Raw genomic sequence first — 19,457 nt, forward strand, 5'->3', positions numbered from 1 at the left:
AATAAATACTTTATAATCTGGCTGCTACTTGTTTTAGTAGCACGCCTTTTTTTAAGAATAATATTCCCTAGAAAAACTGAAATTAATTAGCATAATTAAGAATAGTAAATTTAAATAAATATTTAAACCTATGTTGTCAATGTGAATAACAAAAGTAAAACTCTTTAGAGACTGCTAGTATTTTTTAAACTAAAATTCAGAATTTATACGGATATGATTCAGTATGAAAATTCTTAAAATGATATATAAATACATCATAATCTCGACTATGGCAACCTACTTTAGTCATAAATATTAGCAGAAAAGTAAACTCTGCCAATAAAGACTCTATGCTAGATAAATTATTTACTAGCAATAGTTTTGTCATGTTAACATCTGTCTTGCTTTTAATAATCTTGATTTAGACTGCTATATACCAAATGCATTTGCACTTATTCACAGCTATATAGCTAGAAGACTGTGACGGAAGTGTTGCCTACCTCTGACAAGTGACTTAAGAAGCTTGTCTGGTTAATTGACATGGTAGGTAGATTTACGCTGTGCTCTACTAGTATTGGTTTTTAATAGCTAGCTTTTTAATAAAAGGAACAAACTATGCCCCATCAAGAACTTATTTCAAATAACCTAGTAAATGAATTTAAAACTTGTACTCAGTTGCAATACAATGGCAAATTAAATATTAAGAGTTCCAAGGGCAGCCAATGGACTTTTTACTATCGACTGGGACGGATAGTTTGGGCAACAGGAGGAACTCATCCCTTTCGACGTTGGCGTAGACATATAGCCCAGAATTGTCCCCAGATTGATGTTGATAAGTTGCAGTTACCGATGCAAGACCTATCAATTGATTACTGGGACTATAAACTGATAGAAGTATTTTATAAAAAACAGAAAATTCAGAGAGAACAGATTCAATCTATTGCGGAAAATACAATAGCAGAACTATTATTTGACCTAGCTTTGCAAGGAAACTTTGCTTCTCTAAGTTGCAATCGCAACCAAGAAGTTATCTTAGAAACCCCAATGAGCTTCACGAGTTCAGAAATGTCTGTAAAGCACATGCAAGACTCATGGAAAATTTGGTCAGAGGCAGGTTTAGCAAATTTTTCTCCTGACTTAGCACCAATTCTACGGCGACCAGAACAACTTGAGCAGATGGTAAGTCCATCTGTCTACAAAAACTTTGTGAATTTAATCAATGGCAAATTCACTCTACGAGATTTAGCCATGAAAATGAAGCAAAGTGTATTGCCACTGACCCGTTCATTGCTTCCTTATATCCTTAAAGGAATCATCGAATTGATAGAAGTACCTGATTTGCCTTTAAGAATTACTGAAGTTAATAATAACTCTACTACCACCCAAGCAAAAAAGCGAATTGCTCCACTAGTAGCTTGCGTCGATGATAGCCCTCAAGTATGCAAAATGGTAGAGGATATTGTCACTTCCAATGGATTGAGATTTATCAAAATTCAAGATGCTGTACAAGCTCTACCAACTTTAATTCAGGATAAACCAGACCTGATTTTCTTGGATTTGATTATGCCAGTTGCTAGTGGTTACGAAATTTGTACTCAGCTACGACGAATATCTACCTTTTCTAACACACCAATAATTATATTAACAGGCAGTGATGGCCTTTTAGATAGAGTTCGTGCCAAAGTAGTTGGTTCTACAGATTTTCTCACTAAACCTGTAGTGGCTGATAAGGTAATGAGTATAATACGTAAATATTTACCTACACAAAGCGTATCCAGCGATAAGAGAAAGTCTAGTTTAGAGGTTTGTAATTAGAGAGACTTAGAAGTAATTTTTGGTTTTGAATTATTCCTCAAAATTTAGAGGCTTTTATACCTCAGTAAGAATTAAGTTATTGAGGTAAAAAAACTTTAGATGAAGTCTATTGTTCAAATTATTTATTTGTCAACTAGGTTGGAATTTTAGATATAAAATCACCTTTAATTTTTTCGTTATCAATCATGTTTCAAGTTTGAAAATTCAATCCAAGCTTGAAAGTTTAAATTATTTTGTCAAACTATTTTATATTAAAAATTTTATCTAAGATAATGTTTATTACGTACTTTTTCTGAGGTTGATAAATAAAGATTGAATCAAAATTAAACAAATACAAAAAATTGTATTTATAGCAGTCCTATTTGATTTGTGAAATATTGGTTAGGGCAAAGGGGTTAGGGCTAGTCTCTAGTCCCTTCCATGTCTTTTTGAGGAATCATTGAGGATTTGTATATTTTGTTTACACTTTGAGAAAAAGTTAACGAGTAATTGCCATGAATACTGTTTTAGTTGTTGAAGATGGCTTAACAGATATGGAAATAATCAGCCGTTACTTGCAACAGGCAGGTTATTCTGTGATTAGCGCCACTAGTAGTGAAGAGGCTCAAGACAAAATAGATAAAAATAAGCCAGATTTAATATTTCTCGATGTAATTTTACCAGGGAAAAGTGGCTTTGAAATTTGCCGAGAACTGAAAAATAATCCCGATACTAGCAAGATACCTGTGGTTTTTTGCTCTACAAAGAATAGTGATGTAGATAAAATTTGGGGTAATATGTTGGGCGCTGATGGTTATCTATCAAAACCGATCGATCGCGACGAACTAGTGGTAATTTTAAAGCGATTACTTAATTAGTAAAAATCTCATAAGTCAACAAATCATAGAAGTTACTATTTTTTAGATAGAATATCTCCAAAAATCAACAATAAATGCAAATAGTGGCTAGAGATAAATCATCAAGGACAAAGGATCGATAGCTTTGGAAACCCAGCAAAAGTTTTTAAGTTTTAATTTGGGAGTAAATGATACAGCCGTCATTTCTCTACAACACATCACAGAAGTTTTGCAAGTATCATTAGCAGAAGTATGTGGTGTTCCTCAGATGCCAAGCAGCATTTTAGGTATTTATAACTGGCGTGGTGAGATGCTTTGGTTAGTTGATTTAGAGGGAATGTTAGGTTATCCTCCTATTTCGCAAGGGCCAAATTTACTTTCAAAAATGATGGCAATTGTTCTGGAAAATAAGGGTAAGTATTTGGGACTTTTGGTACGACAGCTAATAGATATTGAATGGCTAGATACTAAAGAAATGAAACCTGTAACTGCTGAATTATTTTATCCTAAACTATCACCTTTTTTACAGGGATACTTTATTAATGATTCAGAGAATATAATTTTTAGTTTGGATGCGAAAACTATTCTTCAAGCTCCAGCATGGGGGATTCATAATTGAATATTTAGTAAGATGTAATTTTTGAAAACTCCTAATTTTTAATCAGCAAATACCAGATAAATATCGCTTGCCACATATCCATTTATTACCCATCACAATTTTGAGGTTTAATCAAATGACATTTTTGTATAACAACAGCCATGATAACGATCATTTAATTTCTGAATTAGAAAATCAGAATGGTAACGCTAATATAGCAAATATTGCTAGTAGTGAAATATCTTTGTTAAGTGCGATCGCTCAAGAATTCAAAACTTGGCGGCGACAGATGAAAGATATCGCAACTCACATGCGCCAAGCCCCAAACATTGATACATTACTTAAAATTACTGTAGCACAAATTAGAGAAAAGATTGGCTGCGATCGCGCCTTAATTTATCAGTTTACTTCGCGAGAATCAGGTAATGTTTTAGCCGAATCAAGAACATTAGGTTGGACTCCAACTTTAGGCGAAAATATTCCCGGAATTATTTTTGGTCTATATACCAATCAAGACTATGTAGAAGCTGTAGTTATTGACGATATCAATCAGATTCAACTTACCCCTTATCAAAAGCAACTGCTAGATAAATTTCAAATTAAAGCTAGTTTGAGTTTACCGATTGTAGTAGAAGGTAAAGTGTGGGGCTTACTAGCAGTCAATAATTGCTACTCAAAGCGGCAGTGGCAAGAAGTAGAAATTAGCCTACTATCTCAACTGACAACAGAACTGATTTACAAATTACAAAGCTTTGAATTCCAAAAAGAACAGCAACAGCGGCTACTAGCAAAAAAATCGGTAGCTAAAGTCATCGACAAAATTCTGCGGGTATCAAATGTCGATAAGCTTTTTCAAACAACTACTCAAGAAGTACGCCAATTACTAAAATGCGATCGCGTCGGTGTCTATCGCTTCAAACCTGACTGGAGTGGTGAGTTTGTTGCTGAGTCAGTGGGTAATGGCTGGATAAAAATGGTCGGCCCTGATTTTTACATGGTCTGGGAAGATACCCACTTACAAGACACTCAAGGAGGACGTTATGCCAAGGGTGAAAGCTTTGTAGTTAATGACATTTATCAAATGGGCCATTCTCAATGTCACATTGACATTTTAGAGCAGTATGAAATGAAAGCTTACATCATTGCACCCATATTTGCTGGAGAAAAATTATGGGGTTTGTTAGCAGCTTATCAAAATTCTGGGCCTCGTGATTGGCAACCTTGGGAAGAAACCTTTGTAACTCAAATTGGGTTGCAATTTGGTGTAGCTATCTCACAAGCGGAATATCTCGAACAAGTGCAGAAAAAATCTAACCAACTAGCTCAAATAGTTGAACAAGAGAAAGTTTTCACTAAGATAGTCAACCGCATCAGACAATCTTTAGACGTAGAAAGCGTCTTCAAAACAACCACTCAAGAAGTGCGTCAATCACTACAATGCGATCGCGTTGCTGTCTATCGTTTTAACCCTGACTGGGGTGGTGAATTTGTGGCTGAGTCTGTGAGTACTGGTTGGACAAAACTGGTAGGCCCTGATATTAAAACCGTTTTGGATGATACCTACTTGCAAGAAACTAAGGGAGGTCGGTATGTCAGAGGTGAAAACTTTGTCGTTAATGACATTTATGAAGTAGGGCTAGCTCCCTGCCATATTGAGATTTTAGAGCAGTTTGAAGCCAAAGCTTATATCATTGTTCCGATATTTTTCGGGGATAAATTGTGGGGATTGCTGGCAGCTTATCAAAACTCTAGCTCCCGTGAATGGCAAAGCTGGGAAGTGAACTTTTTGGTTCAGACTAGCTTGCAATTTAGTTTAGCTAAATCACAGATAGACTATTTGGAATTAGTGCGAGTTAAATCTGAGAAACTAGCTCAAATAGCAGAACAAGAGAAAGCTGTTACCAAGATCAGTAACCGCATCCGGCAATCTTTAGATGTAGAAGAAATCTTCAAAACAACTACTCAAGAAGTCAGACAATTACTGCGATGCGATCGCGTCGCCGTGTATCGCTTCAATCCTAACTGGAGTGGTGAATTTGTCGCCGAGTCAGCAGGTCATCTTTGGGTAAAACTGGTAGGCCCTGATATCAAAACTGTCTGGGAAGATACCCACTTACAAGAAACTCAAGGAGGTCGATATGCCCAAGGAGAAAACTTTGTTGTAAATGATATTTATCAGGTAGGTCATTCTCCTTGCCACATTGAAGTTTTAGAGCAATTTGAAGCTAAAGCTTATGTAATTGTTCCTGTATTTGCTGGCGAACAATTGTGGGGATTGCTGGCAGCTTATCAGAATTCGGGAACTCGTGATTGGGAAGAATCAGAAGTTACTTTGTTAGCACGTATTGGCAGCCAATTAGGATTGGCATTACAACATACCGAATATTTGCAACAAGTACAAGCGCAGTCAGCAAAATTAGCAGAAGCAGCAACACGAGAAAAGGCAGCCAAGGAGTTACTACAACAACGATCTATTCAACTCTTAAAAGCCCTTAGACCCGCTCTCAACGGCGACTTAACAGTACGCGCACCGATTACAGAAGACGAACTAGGCACGATCGCTGATGCTTACAATAATACTCTGCAAGCACTGCGGCAAATTGTTGTTCAAGTACAAGGGGCTGCTCAACAAGTTGCCCAAACTTCTAGCAATAGCGAGTCTTCATTAGCGGGACTAACCAATCTAGCACAACAACAGTCTGAGGACATTACCGCAGCTTTAGGTGACATTCAACAAATGGTGGACTCTACTCAAGCTGTAGTAGCGAATGCTGAGTTAGTACAACTAGCAGTGCAAAAAGCCAATCAAACTGTAGAGTCTGGCGATACTGCCATGAACCTAACTGTAAAAGCAATCCAAGGAATTCGTGAAACCGTTGCTCAAACCAGCAAAAAGATTAAACGCCTCAGCGAATCTTCGCAAAAAATCTCCAAAGTGGTGAATTTGATTGGTAATTTTGCCACACAGACAAACGTACTCGCTTTGAATGCAGCCATTGAAGCTACTCGTGCTGGTGAATATGGCAAAGGCTTTGCAGTTGTGGCTGATGAAGTCCGTTCTTTATCTCGCCAATCAGCAGCAGCAACCATCGAAATTGAAAAATTAGTTCAGGAGATTCAAGCAGAAACCGGAGAAGTTGCAGTAGCGATGGAAACTGGTATTCAGCAGGTAGTAGAAGGTACAAATCTTGTTAGTGACACTCGCCAAAACTTAAATGCGATCGTTTCTGCAACTGCCGAAATTAGTCAGTTAATCGAGCGAATTACCGCAGCGACTCAAAAACAAATGGCGCAATCTGTAACAGTAACTAAATCAATGCAAGATGTCGCAGAAATTGCCGATAAAACTTTTGCTGAATCTCAAGAAATTGCTACCGTGTTCCAAGAGCTATCAGGAATGGCGCAAGAGTTATTAACAACTGCTAGTAAGTTTAAAGTCAAATGAATTTTAGATTTTAGATTTTGGATTTTGGATTATGAATGAGGAGGATTTTAAGCGGAGAACAAAGCAGCTAGCATTGCGAGCAATCCGCTTAGTAGAAGCTCTCCCACAGAGCAGAACGGCAGATGTAATTGGCAAGCAGCTAATCCGTTCAGCAACATCTGTGGGAGCTAACTATCGGTCAGCTTGTCGTGGTAAGTCAACCGCCGATGTCATTGCTAAACTCAGTTTGGTAGAGGAAGAAGCCGATGAAAGTCTTTATTGGATGGAACTTGTTGTTGAGGTTGGTTTATTACCACTGGAAAAAGTGAAAAGCTTGATGTTAGAAAATACCGAAATTCTGGCAATGACAGTTGCATCAATTAAAACTTTACGCAACAAATCTAAAATCCAAAATTTAAAATCAAAAATCTAAAATATGATTACAGATAAGGAAATTCGCCAACAAGGTTACATCTACTTTCTAGCTGAAGCCCCAGAATTAGTCACAATTATTGAACAAGAACTATTTAGCTTGTCGGAAGATTATAGTATTGCTAAAATTCACAATCTAATGCGAGCTACTCATACACTGAAAGGTGGTGCAGCTAACGTTGGGCTAGAATTAATTAAGACGATCGCCCATTTTTTAGAAGATGTATTTAAGGCTTTATACAACCCAAAAGTGGTAGTTGATGCAGAATTACAAACACTTTTATTACAAGCTTATGAGTGTTTGAGTATAGCATTAAATACTGAGCTAATAGGGAGTACTGTTAATGATGAAGAACTGCTTCATCGAGCAACTTCAGTGTTCGCGCAGTTGCAAGAAAAGCTGGGTGATGCATTTGGTGCTGAATCTCATATCCCCACTTCTGAAGAATTGGGGTTTGATATTGTGCAATCTGTTTTTGAAGTAGGAGTAGAACAACGTCTAAACAGTATTGCTGACGTTATTAATAATCCACCAAATAATGATGAATTTATCGAGTTTTTACACTCTCAAGCTGAAGTATTTCTGGGCTTGGCAGAATCTCTAAATTTACCTGGATTGGGAGAAATTTCCCAAACTATTCTCTCAGCATTGCAAGCAAATCCCAGTCAGGTACAGCAAATTGCAGAAATTGCCCTTGCAGATTTACAACAAGCAAAAAAATTAGTATTAGAAGGCGATCGCACATCTGGTGGAGAACCTTCATCAGGTTTACGAAAACTCGCAGTAGTGGAAAATAATGAGTTATCTGAAAAATTAGTAAATAATTCATTCAATGATAAATTTATCATTGATGAAGAACAATTTTATCAATTTCTCACTACATTTGATAACAATAAGAGCGAATCTGTAAAACCAAAAACTGCCAAGTTTTATTTAAAAGTAATTCGCTACATTTATGGCTGGTTTAATCACCAGATGCAAATACCAGAAGCGGAACTCAGTTTGACTTTACTAGTTCCCAACTTAGAAACAAAAAATCTGCTTAATTATATCGAAAACTGGCTGAAAGACTTTCTTGATTTTGTTCAGGATGAAGAAGATAGTCAAAGTCTTTGTATTTATCGACGTGGCATAATCTTAATTATCCTATTTGCAGTTGCAAAGTTTCAATATTCTCTGAAAGCATCTGATAGCCACCTTTCAGCAATTAAATTATTACAAAACCAAATTCACAAATTAGCAAAAGAATATAAAAATTATCCTCCTGTTACTAGCGAAGAGAAAAATTGGCTTGATAGTCCCAAGTTACAAAACCTGTTAGTGATTAAAGAGATTGTATCTTATCAATCAACTGATAATTTGTTAGAAGCAATATGGGGAGAAGAAACTAGACAAAATCTTGCTTTTGAAATCGTAACAACCCAGACTGATAATTATTCAGTAAAACTTGATTCATTAACTGTCAGCGAGCAGATAATTATAGACGTTTCGGAAACAGCTATTGAAGTCATGCCTGAGATAGCTACACAAATCAACAAAGAAATAGAAGAGAAATCACAGTACGATCAAACTAAAAACTTTCGCCAACCTTCATTTATTCGGGTAGATACAGAGAGACTGCAACACCTCAATTATCTAGCAGGAGAATTGCTGATTTCCCAAAAACGGCGTAGTTTACAAGATGAACAAGTCAAAGAAATAATTGAGCAATTAGTACAGCAACTTACTAGACACCAAACAACTTTAAATGAGTTACGCGATTTACCTTTACAAATACAAAATATTACATCAGGACAAACGCAAAGTTTTGCAGTGGATTTTGACTCTTTAGAAATGGATGTATATACAGAATTTCACATGACATTGCATGAAGCAATAGAAGAGACACTGCAACTACAAGAAACTACAGAATCTCTTGACTTGCTTCTGACACAAGCTACTCAAATTAGCGATCAAAAAGAGAATTTAACTCTTAATATTATAGATAGCTTAGTCGAAGCACGAATGTCGCCTTTGGGCAATATTCTGAATCGTTTCCCCCACATGGTAAATAAATTGGGGAATGTTCATGCCAAACTTGTTGAATTGAAACTTACCGGTAGCGAAGTATTGGTAGATAAAGCGATCGCCCAAAAGCTCTACGATCCTTTGTTACACTTAGTGCGTAATGCTTTTGACCACGGTATTGAAGCTCCCCAAGTTCGCCGAGAGCTTGGTAAACCAGAAGAAGGTTTAATCGAAATCTGCGCTTATCATCAGGGTAGCCAAACTATTATCGAAGTTCGAGATGATGGTCAGGGATTGAATTTAGATAGAATTCGCAGAAAAGCTGTCGAACTTTATCCCATACAAACTGAAGAAAAAACTAGAAACTATGCTTCTAGTCTGGCTGAACCTGAACTTTTAGATTTGATATTTTCGCCTGGATTTACTACTGCAAAGAAAGTAAGTGAAATTTCTGGGCGCGGTATGGGTTTAGATATTGTGCGTACTCAAATGCACGCGCTCAACGGCTCGATTTCAGTTCAATCCTTACCCAACCAAGGAACAATATTCATCCTAAAAATTCCTTTTTCTATGACTACAGAGAAGTTAATGCTAGTTCAAGCCAAAGGTGTTGTTTATGGTCTGATGTTGGACAGTATCGAAAAAATATTGATTCCCTCTGAACAACAGATTAAAGAAATTGAAGGTAAAAAAGTCTTACATTTGAATATAGATAATGATGAGACTATGGTCAGTCTTCGTCACCTTTCAAAATTGATTAATTATAATAGTTCATTCACTAATAATGAGACTCCATACAATATTTCAAATAATCAAAACCAAAACATAGCAAAGAATCCGGTGCTTTTGCTACAGCGAAATCAGGGAAAGGTTGCTTTAGAAGTTGACCAAATAATCGGCGAACAAGAACTGGTAATCAGACCTTTAGGAAATGCGATCGCACCGCCAAAATACATTTATGGTTGTAGTAGTTTAGCTAATGGTAATCTCATCTTAGTAATTGATGCTTTGTTGTTGATCAAATCTAGCGAAATCCAACAAACAACACTTGATATCAGGGCGCTACCAGTAGCTTCTCCGTCAAATATAAAAGCTTTACCAATATCAGGGCATACTTTTTCATCTACACCATTACTTGCGGCATCGACTTCTACAACAACTATAGAAACCCAACTCAGTTATTCCCAAGAGCCAGATTATAAATCACCAAAAGTTGTTTTAGTAGTAGATGATGCAATTAGTCTCCGGCAAACTCTCTCTCTAACTCTCCAAAAATCTGGCTATCAAGTAATACAAGCTCAAAATGGTGTAGAAGCTCTAGAAAAATTGCAGTTACATCCTGAAATTCAAGTTGTCGTCTCTGATTTAGAGATGCCACGAATGAACGGTTTTGAGTTATTGAGCAATTTCCGCCAATACCCAAATTTAGCAAAAATACCTGTAGTTATTCTCACATCTCGCAGCGCTGAAAAACATCGCCAGCTTGCTAAAGAATTAGGTGCAAAAGCTTACTTAACTAAACCTTTTTTAGAGCATGAGTTTATCTCTAAAATTAAGGAGTTAATTAACAATAATATAGATGCTTTAGATCATTTACTTATAGTGAAAAATAATTAACAATTTTTAATTACGAATTACGTTAGCGTAGCGGTAGCGAGTCCACGAGCGTCATTACGAATTATCAGGTAAATTATTTGGATCTACACCCAGAGAACGTAAATATTGCGCTAATTGTTCAGCCCTTTGCCGTTCTTGTTCAGCCCGCGATCGCTCTTGTTGTGCCTGTTCTGCATCTGTCAAATAGCGCTTTCCTTGCTCGTCATACCAACATAAAAACTCCTGTTGTATGCCGCCAATTACAGTTTGGTGTCGCCCAATACCTAAACCCACCTCTGGCATCAAATAAGGTTCACCTATTTGTAATTGGTAGTTTCCATTGAGCAACTTATACACTTCCAAGGGTTGATGTTGGTCGCGTCGCCAAAACTCAGGGTTATAAATTACGTAGTACAATACACCGAGTTTTCTATATATGTCTAGCTTTTCGTCGTATTCACCTCCTGGAGTATGGGATACCATTTCTAATGTGAATATTGGAACTATCCCATTTTCTTCCCAAACTGCGTAACTTTTGCGTGATTTACCACCCTTTTTCCGTTCTACTCCCAGACTTAAAAAAGCATCTGGGACTACAGGTACTCTGGGATTTACTCCTGTGGTGTGATACACTCCCATATCTACTCCGAAGTACCAATCCATGCGATTTGCCCAAATGGAGTTAAGTAAGAAGAGTAAAATATTGGGCAAAAAGTTTTGATCTTCGTTATCCACTGGGGTATCGTCTGAACAGGGAAGTTCATCGGTAGTTGGTAACGCATTTTTGAGATCGGGTGAGAGCATAACCGTTGTCTCGCTGGCGTTTGATGCCTTTATTATAAATGAGTGACCAAAATTTTAACGTTTGGGTGTAGCTTCCCCAAACTTAATTAAAAGTGCGATCGCAATACTAACAAGCAAAATTAACGTCATACTCAAGGCTGAACCAAATCCCCAATTTTGGGTTGCTCCAAGAAACTGATTATAAACTAATCGCGCCGCCGTCATACTAGAAGCACCACCGAGTAATTCTGGATCGACAAAATCCCCCAATCCTGTGATAAATACAAGCATGGAAGCAGCCGCAATTCCCGAAAAAATTTGCGGTACGGTTACTTGGAAAAAAGTTTCCACCGGATTTGCACCTAAATCAGCCGCAGCTTCTAGCAACCGCTTGTCTAGCTTTTCGAGAGAAGCATATAAAATTAAAACCATATAAGGTAATAAGCTGTAACTCATACCAATAAATACAGCTTGACTCTGATTAAGTAATTGCAAAGTAGGCAAGCCTAAATTGCTAAGTAAACTGTTTAATAAACCAGAAGGACGAAGAATTGTAATCCAAGCATAAGAACGAAGTAAGGAAGAAGTCCACAAAGGTAGAACAAAGCCTAATAGCAGTAAATTTCGCCAACGCTGCGGTGCTATCTGAGCAATCCAATAGGCGACGGGGAAACCCAAAATTAAACAAATTATCGTAGTGCCAAACGCAAAAAATAGCGATCGCCAAATTACTTGCACGTAAAGGGAGTCAAATATTCGGATGTAGTTTTTGAATCCGTTGGGATTAACCAAATCTCCCGGTCGGATATCTGCAACTAAACTTAACTCGAAAATAATCAAAGCTGGCAGCACCAACAAAAGTAATAACCAAATCCCAGATGGTGCAAGCAATACCAAGGGTTGCAACCAATTTCTAACGGGATGCTGCAATTTTTCTATTTGAGAAATATCATTTTTTTCCAAATTAATCACTCCTAACTCCTGTACAGACGCGATTAATCGCGTCTCTACTCTTAACTCCTAACTCTTTTAACTGCTAGTTAATTGAGTCCAATAACGATCGTAAACCTCTTCAAATTCTCCTACAGGTGTAACACGTTCACAATTTTTTAACAGTGACTCTGGCGGAAACAAATTAGTGTTGTTTTGGATTGTTTTTGGTAATTGCTCAAATCCGGCGCTATTCGGCGTAGAAATATTCAGGCGTTGAGTGATTTGGGCTGCGATTTCTGGTTGCAAAATCATGTTAATCCAAGCATAGGCTCCAGCTTGGTTGGGGGCTGTTTTGGGAATTACAATAGTGTCTGTCCATAATGAAGAACCACTACGAGGAATCACATATTTGAGTTTAGGGTTTTCTTGAGAGATTTTCACTGCATCTGCCGAATAACACATTGCCAATAGCAAATCTCCGGCCAGAATTTGATTTTGCCAAGCGTCGGTGTCAAAACGGGCGATCGCAGGTTTTAGAACTTTCAATTTTTCATAAGCTTGTTTGATTTCTTGTTCATTTTTTGAGTTATAAGAATAACCGAGCATTCGTAACGTTGCACCCATCACTTCTCGAACATCATTGAGCAAGGTCATCCGCTGATTAAGTTGCTCTTGATTTTGCCAAAGGTAATCCCAGTCTTGTGGTGCATCTTTTATTTTTTCGGAATTGTAAAGTAAACCTGTTGTCCCCCAGTTAAAAGGGATACTGTAGCGGTTATTGGGATCGTAACTAGGATTTTGAAAGCGAGGAAATAAATTCTCTAGACCGATTAAGCGATCGTGATTTATTTCTGTTAGCAAACCTTTGTCTACCATCTTCTGCACCATATAATCAGATGGATTGATGATGCTGTAAGTGCCACCGCCTCCAGCTTGCAATTTAGCCAGCATGACATCATTGGAATCATAGACATCTGCCAGCACTTTTATGCCAGTTTGGGCGCTAAAAGTTTTTAGTAATTGATTGTCAGTATATTGCGTCCAGGTAAAGATATAAAGTTGGTCGCGCTGACTATTGGTATTAGAATTAGCACGTACTTCAGCCAGCCTCCAGCCACAACCACCTAAAGATAAGCTAGAAAGTGCTGCCACCCCTTTCAAAAATTGACGTCTGTTAGTCATTAAGTTAATAGTTAATCATCTTTTGTATTGTTGTCGATTGATTCTAAATATGGCTTTAATTGGAGTGCCCATAGGTAGTTTAAAGATTAACTTAAGTGTATCTACCTGTGCAACTGTTAATAAGTTACTGCTATTAGCTAGTTTTAGGTATGGTTTTTAATCAAGCTTGAGTTATAAAAATTAACAAAGCGAGCGATACCTTCTCTACGAGACGCTACGCGAACGGTGAGCTTCGCTAACGCCAAATTATCAAGGAAACTCGGTGTGGCAAGCTGAACTACACTTCTGTACTAGCAAAAATCACAGGGTTTGTCCTTACCTTACCAGTTAAAACTGTGACAGGAGTTTTGGATTCATAACTGTAAGGAGGAATCATCCAAATGTCTACGATCTAGAAGATTTAACTAATCGTGTTCAGTCTGACTCAGCCTTGCAATGGCAGGATATTGCTCCTATTTTTCGAGATGTGAGTGCAAGGTATAAACAGCGGATTTACGCGATACCGTTGGATGGTGATTTTCACATGGTTTACTATCGCAGCGATCTCCTTAAAACCGCTGGATTAGAGCCTCCGACAACTTGGGACGATTATCTGGCGATCGCCAAACAGTTTCATGGCAAAGACTTAAATAATGATGGTACACCAGACTACGGCTCTTGTATGGCAAAAGGCCCTCGCTTTGCCGGTTACTTGCTATTTACCTCAATTACTAGTTCCTGGCTGCAATCTCAGGGAACAACCCAAGGAGGATTTTTTGACCTGGAAACCATGAAACCTTTGGTTCGCAATCCAGCGTTTGCTAAGGCGCTGGATATCTATAAAAAAACGATGGACTTTGGCTTGCCTAATGAAGCAAACTTGGATGGATACGAGCAAGATGCCTTTACGCGATGCCAAGGGAAATATCTTCGGCATTTTATCAGTGACAGAAGACATTACCGAACGTCACCAAGCACAAGAAGAACTCAAACAACAAAAACAAAATCTAGAAGAAGCACTAGCAGAACTTCAAGGCGCCCAAGTGCAATTGGTGCAACAGAAATGATGCTAGTTGCTGGATTTTCCGGCATTGGCAAAACCGCAGTTGTCAACGAAGTGCATAAACCAATTGTGCGCCAACGCGGCTACTTTATCAAAGGCAAATATGACCAGTTCAACCGCAATATACCCTTCAGTGCCTTTGTGCAAGCATTCCGCGATTTAATAGAGCAATTATTAACCGAAAGTGATGTCCAACTAGGGCAATGGAAAAATAAGATTTTAGAGGCGGTTGGTGAAAATGGGCAAGTCATTATTGAAGTAATTCCCGAACTATCAAGAATTATTGGCGAACAACCACCAGCAGCAGAACTATCAGGAACAGCAGCCCAAAATCGTTTTAACTTACTCTTTCAAAAATTTACTCAAGTCTTTACCAGTGCATCACATCCCTTAGTAATATTTTTAGATGATTTGCAATGGGCAGATTCAGCATCGCTGAATTTAATGCAGTTATTAATGGCTGATACAGGTCATCTTTTCATTATTGGTGCGTACCGCGATAACGAAGTCAATCCAGCACATCCATTAGTATTGACTTTGAATGAAATTGCTAAATTACAAGCAACAATTAATACAATTATTTTAACACCATTAAATCAAGCCACAGTCAATCAGTTAGTTGCTGACACACTCAAATGTTCAGAAAATCTAGCATGGCATCTTTCTGTATTGATTTATCAAAAAACTAAAGGAAATCCATTTTTTGCAACACAGTTTCTCAAAGCATTGTATCAAGATGGATTAATCCAATTTGACTTTGAGTTAAGCTGTTGGCAATGCAATATATCAGAAGTGACGGCTCAAGCCGTTACAGATGACGTTGTAACTTTTATGAGTTTGCAACTGCAAAAATTCCCACACTCGACTCAAGATGTCTTGCAGTTAGCAGCTTGTATTGGTAACTCTTTTGATTTAGCAACTTTGGCAATTGTTTCGCAGCAATCGGAAATTGACACGGCTGCGGCTTTGTGGAAAGCTTTGCAAGAAGGGTTGATTTTACCAATTGGTGATGTTTATAAATTTTATGTCTGGCAAAAAACCCTTGCTGATACATCAGAAAATCAACTGATTGTTACATACAAATTCTTACATGACCGAGTACAGCAAGCAGCCTATTCCCTGATTCCTGATGACCAAAAACAGACGACTCATTACCAAATCGGACAACTGCTGCTGCAACAGATTTCCGCACAAGCTAGAGTTGACCGCATTTTTGAAATCGTCAATCAATTAAATTACGGCACGGCTTTAATTAGCGAACAAACTCAACGCTCGGAACTAGCACAACTTAATTTGATTGCATCTCGCAAAGCCAAAAATTCAACCGCCTATCAAGCAGCGCGTGAATATGTCACAGTGGGATTGTCTTTGTTGGGAGGAAATACTTGGCAGCAACAGTATGAAATGACCCTTGCCTTGCATGAATTAGCGGCGGAAGTGGCAATGCTAAATGGTAACTTTGAGGCGATGGAACAGTTCATTGATACTGTCATTCAACAGGCAGATTCCTTACTAGAAAAGGTTAATGTCTACTGCATTAGAATTCAATCTCATATTTCCCAAAGTAAATTGACTTGTGCGATCGCGATCGCCCAGCCAGTCTTACAACAGCTTGGTGTCAGCTTTCCCCAAACACCGACACCATCAAATCTTCAACAGGAAATCCAAGAGATTGAGGAACTGATTGGAGATAGGCAAATTGCCGATTTGGTTCACTTGCCACAGATGAGGGATGCAGAAAAACTCGCTACTCTGAAGATTGTCAATATCATAATCCCAGCAGCTTACCTCTCTGGCTCTGCGCTGTACCCATTGTTGAATAGTTTGTCCGTTAAACTCTCAATTCAGTACGGTAACACATCGACTTCTGCTTTAGGCTATGCGACCTATGGCAGTATTCTCTGCAATTTCTTACAAGCCGTAGATACAGGATCGCAATTTGGTTCCCTAGGACTCCAGATTATTTCAAAACTCGATGCCAAAGCAAGTAAAACAGATGTTTTGATGATCTTGGGGATATTTGTTGTACACCGCAAATCTCACATTAAAGAAACACTACCCCTCTTGCAAGAGGGTTATACCAGTGCCTTAGAATTTGGAAACCTGATACTTGCTGGATATAATGGGCACACTTTTTGTCTCAATTCTTTTTGGTGCAGTCAACCCCTGGCTACCTTAGAGCAGGATATTTGCGCCTACTGCCATAGTTTGATGCAAATAAATCAATTGACAACCGCAAATTATTGTCGGATTTATTGGCAACCGGTTTTAAATCTGCTAGGAGTTGCAGAACATACCACCTTTTTGTCTGGAAAAGCCCTTGAAGAAACAGAATTTCTCCAGCAGCTACAGTCTACCAATGATGGATATGGATTGTATATTTTCCATTTGTATAAACTAATGCTTTGTTTCTTGTTTGGAGAAATTGAGCCAGCGAAAAATCATGCTATTGAAGTCAGGCGCTATTTTATGGCTGGTGCGGGATTAGTCAGCGAACCAGTATTTTATCTTTACGATTCGCTGCTGACTTTGGCACAATTGAATCCACAGTTAGATGCAACATCAGCAGCATTGCAGAGTGTAACAGAAAACCAAACCCACTTACAGCAATGGGCGCATCATGCACCCATGAATTACCAGCATAAGGTGGATTTGGTAGAGGCAGAAAAATACCGAGTATTAGGCAAGAATTATGAAGCAGGGGATTATTACGATCGCGCTATTTCTTTTGCTAAAGCCAACGGCTACCTCCAAGAAGAAGCCTTAGCTAACGAACTGGCAGCTAAATTCTACCTGGGTTGGGGTAAAGCAAAAGTTGCCGCCGGCTATATGCAAGAAGCTTACTATTGTTACGCCAAATGGGGTGCAAAAGCCAAAGTTGCCGATTTAGAAAAACGCTATCCGCAACTACTTGCCCCCATATTACAGCAAACTCGTTCGGCCTTTTCAATTAACGAAACCATCTTCGCTTTGGGAACTGTCACCTCCACTTCTACGAGTTCTAGCAGTAGTGTCTCAGATATCCTAGATTTAAAAGCGATTCTCAAAGCCTCTCACACTATCTCTAGTGAAATCGAACTGGAGAAACTGCTTGCATCGTTACTGAGAATCGTCATCGAAAATGCCGGGGCTGATAAATGCGTGTTAATGCTGTTGCGAGACAGTCGCCTGTTGATTAAAGGGTCAATGACTTTGGGAACAGAACCAGTGGTGTTGCAGAAAATTCCTGTGGAGGAGAGTCAGGATATTCCCCACAAGCTCATTTACAAAGTCTTGCACAACAGTCAGACTATTGTCCTGCTGGATGCGACAGCAGATCCCACCTTAGCCAACGACCCCTATATCATACGCCAGCAGCCCAAGAGTATTTTGTGTAGCCCGATTTTGCATCAAGGCAAGTTGAGAGGCATTTTATATCTAGAAAATAATTTAGCAACGGGGGCGTTTACCAGCGAACGCATCGAACTACTCAATTTACTATGCGCTCAAGCTGCAATTTCCTTGGAAAATGCCCGACTTTACGAACGTTCCTTAGAATATGCCCAACAGCTAAAACAGTCATTCGCCGAATTGAGTGCCGCCCAGTCTCGCTTCCACAACTTAGTAGACAACGTGCCTGGGGTGGTTTTTCAATACCAGATGAGTGCTGATGGAATCCTATCGTTAAACTACATCAGTGCTGACTGTTACAATTTGTACGAAATTACGCCAGAGCAAGCTGCTGCCGATGCGAAGTTTTTTGACAAAATGGTACATCCTGATGATGTGGCTTCTTACCAGGAATCAAGTACTGACACCGTTCAAACTGTATCTCACTGGCGCTGGGAGGGGCGAATCGTCACTCCATCAGGAATCGTCAAGTGGATTCACGGCGAATCTAGAATTGAACGGCGTGTGGATGGAACGCTAGTTTGGGATGGATTGTTTTTGGATATTAGCGATCGCAAGCAAGCAGAACTGGCATTGCAACAAGCTCAATTACAAATTGTTCAAAGTGAGAAAATGTCTGCGTTGGGTAACTTAGTTGCTGGTGTCGCCCATGAAATGAATAATCCTCTCGGTTTTATTGCTGCCAGTCTCAAACAAGCTAAACCAACGTTTACTGATATTATCGAACACTTGAAACTCTATCAAGAAACTTTACCAAACAAGAGTGAAGAAATTCTCGACCATGAGTCAGAAATTGATTTGGAATATAGCTTATCAGACTTGCCCAAAATGCTTGATTCCATGACTATGGCATGTGACAGGCTCAAAAACATCAGCACTTCACTCCGCACTTTCTCTCGTGCTGACAAAGACTACAAAGTACCGTTTAATATTCACGAAGGTATTGATAGTACCATTCTCATTCTCAAACATCGTCTGAAAGCCAACCCTGAACGTCCGACGATTGAAGTTGTCACTAACTACGGTAATTTACCTCAAGTTGAATGCTTTCCTGGGCAATTGAATCAGGTATTTATGAATATCTTAGCGAATGCTATTGATGCATTAGAAGAATCGAATCACGGACGTAATTTTGAGGAAATCAAAGCCAATTCCAACCGAATTACAATTACCACTTCAATAGTAGAGAAACTCGTGAAAATTGCCATTGCAGATAACGGTAAGGGGATGAGTGAAGAAATCAAACAAAAGATTTTTGACCATTTATTTACTACGAAATCTGTGGGGAAAGGTACGGGGTTAGGGTTGGCGATCGCCCGACAAATCGTCGAATCAACCCACGGTGGCAAATTGAGTTGCAATTCTGTTCTGGGTCATGGTACAGAATTTCTCATTGAAATTGCAATGTAAATCTTTGCTGTTGTTTATCAAACACTTAA

The 19,457-nt window shown here is 38.6% G+C and carries 11 protein-coding genes and 2 pseudogenes; 10 read left to right on the top strand and 3 right to left on the bottom strand.

All coding sequences use genetic code 11. From position 1 onward, the window contains the following. Positions 1-594 precede the first annotated feature (594 nt). The 6 genes from RMZ42_RS17645 (at position 595) to RMZ42_RS17670 (ending at position 10,709) form a co-directional block, all read left to right on the top strand. On the top strand, positions 595-1,794 hold the full coding sequence (locus tag RMZ42_RS17645) for a response regulator (RefSeq protein WP_322672605.1): 1,200 nt from the start codon (positions 595-597) through the stop codon (positions 1,792-1,794). A 494-nt stretch (positions 1,795-2,288) separates the two neighbouring features. Next, positions 2,289-2,651: a response regulator transcription factor gene (locus RMZ42_RS17650; protein ID WP_322664528.1), complete on the top strand. Its 363-nt coding sequence runs from the start codon at positions 2,289-2,291 to the stop codon at positions 2,649-2,651. Positions 2,652-2,775: 124 nt separating this feature from the next. Continuing rightward, positions 2,776-3,249 (top strand): chemotaxis protein CheW, encoded by a 474-nt coding sequence (locus RMZ42_RS17655; RefSeq protein ID WP_322672606.1) that lies wholly within the window; start codon positions 2,776-2,778, stop codon positions 3,247-3,249. 115 nt (positions 3,250-3,364) lie between these two features. Then, a complete protein-coding gene (locus RMZ42_RS17660) occupies positions 3,365-6,673 on the top strand; it encodes a GAF domain-containing protein (protein ID WP_322672607.1) in 3,309 nt (1,102 codons plus the stop codon). Between the two features lie 31 nt (positions 6,674-6,704). Then, positions 6,705-7,085, top strand: coding sequence for a four helix bundle protein (locus RMZ42_RS17665; protein ID WP_322672608.1), 381 nt, complete (start codon positions 6,705-6,707; stop codon positions 7,083-7,085). A 3-nt stretch (positions 7,086-7,088) separates the two neighbouring features. After that, on the top strand, positions 7,089-10,709 hold the full coding sequence (locus RMZ42_RS17670) for a response regulator (RefSeq protein ID WP_322672609.1): 3,621 nt from the start codon (positions 7,089-7,091) through the stop codon (positions 10,707-10,709). Positions 10,710-10,763: 54 nt separating this feature from the next. On the opposite strand, the gene RMZ42_RS17675 is transcribed toward RMZ42_RS17670, so the two are convergent. The 3 genes from RMZ42_RS17675 to RMZ42_RS17685 are packed head-to-tail and all read right to left on the bottom strand — an operon-like array spanning position 10,764 to position 13,586. Next, complete coding sequence (locus RMZ42_RS17675; RefSeq protein ID WP_322672610.1) at positions 10,764-11,492, bottom strand: Uma2 family endonuclease; 729 nt, start codon at positions 11,490-11,492, stop codon at positions 10,764-10,766. Positions 11,493-11,546: 54 nt separating this feature from the next. Further along, positions 11,547-12,440, bottom strand: coding sequence for an ABC transporter permease (locus RMZ42_RS17680; RefSeq protein WP_322672672.1), 894 nt, complete (start codon positions 12,438-12,440; stop codon positions 11,547-11,549). Positions 12,441-12,500: 60 nt separating this feature from the next. Continuing rightward, positions 12,501-13,586, bottom strand: a complete 1,086-nt coding sequence (locus RMZ42_RS17685) for a spermidine/putrescine ABC transporter substrate-binding protein (protein ID WP_322672611.1) — start codon at positions 13,584-13,586, stop codon at positions 12,501-12,503. Positions 13,587-13,941: 355 nt separating this feature from the next. On the opposite strand from RMZ42_RS17685, the pseudogene RMZ42_RS34740 reads away from it, so the two are divergent. The 4 genes and pseudogenes from RMZ42_RS34740 to RMZ42_RS17690 form a co-directional block, all read left to right on the top strand. Further along, positions 13,942-14,235, top strand: a pseudogene (locus RMZ42_RS34740) (extracellular solute-binding protein); the annotation flags it as partial. A gap of 199 nt (positions 14,236-14,434) precedes the next feature. Further along, positions 14,435-14,632, top strand: a complete 198-nt coding sequence (locus tag RMZ42_RS34745) for a PAS domain S-box protein (protein ID WP_416211820.1) — start codon at positions 14,435-14,437, stop codon at positions 14,630-14,632. Next, positions 14,623-15,102: pseudogene (locus tag RMZ42_RS34750) on the top strand (ATP-binding protein); the annotation flags it as partial. The gene RMZ42_RS34745 and the pseudogene RMZ42_RS34750, both read left to right, overlap by 10 nt. After that, positions 15,085-19,428: an ATP-binding protein gene (locus RMZ42_RS17690; protein ID WP_416211821.1), complete on the top strand. Its 4,344-nt coding sequence runs from the start codon at positions 15,085-15,087 to the stop codon at positions 19,426-19,428. The pseudogene RMZ42_RS34750 and the gene RMZ42_RS17690, both read left to right, overlap by 18 nt. Positions 19,429-19,457: the final 29 nt, after the last annotated feature.

It is taken from the genome of Nostoc sp. DedQUE05 (assembly GCF_034530955.1).
Classification (GTDB): Bacteria; Cyanobacteriota; Cyanobacteriia; order Cyanobacteriales; family Nostocaceae; genus Nostoc.

What these genes read in the sequence shown, in the direction of transcription:
- RMZ42_RS17645 (WP_322672605.1), top strand. Translation starts at nt 595, where the DNA reads ATGCCCCATCAAGAACTTATTTCAAATAACCTAGTAAATGAATTTAAA.
- RMZ42_RS17650 (WP_322664528.1), top strand. Translation starts at nt 2,289, where the DNA reads ATGAATACTGTTTTAGTTGTTGAAGATGGCTTAACAGATATGGAAATA.
- RMZ42_RS17660 (WP_322672607.1), top strand. Translation starts at nt 3,365, where the DNA reads ATGACATTTTTGTATAACAACAGCCATGATAACGATCATTTAATTTCT.
- RMZ42_RS17665 (WP_322672608.1), top strand. Translation starts at nt 6,705, where the DNA reads ATGAATGAGGAGGATTTTAAGCGGAGAACAAAGCAGCTAGCATTGCGA.
- RMZ42_RS17670 (WP_322672609.1), top strand. Translation starts at nt 7,089, where the DNA reads ATGATTACAGATAAGGAAATTCGCCAACAAGGTTACATCTACTTTCTA.
- RMZ42_RS17675 (WP_322672610.1), bottom strand. Translation starts at nt 11,492, where the DNA reads ATGCTCTCACCCGATCTCAAAAATGCGTTACCAACTACCGATGAACTT.
- RMZ42_RS17685 (WP_322672611.1), bottom strand. Translation starts at nt 13,586, where the DNA reads ATGACTAACAGACGTCAATTTTTGAAAGGGGTGGCAGCACTTTCTAGC.
- RMZ42_RS34745 (WP_416211820.1), top strand. Translation starts at nt 14,435, where the DNA reads ATGAAGCAAACTTGGATGGATACGAGCAAGATGCCTTTACGCGATGCC.
- RMZ42_RS17690 (WP_416211821.1), top strand. Translation starts at nt 15,085, where the DNA reads ATGGCTGATACAGGTCATCTTTTCATTATTGGTGCGTACCGCGATAAC.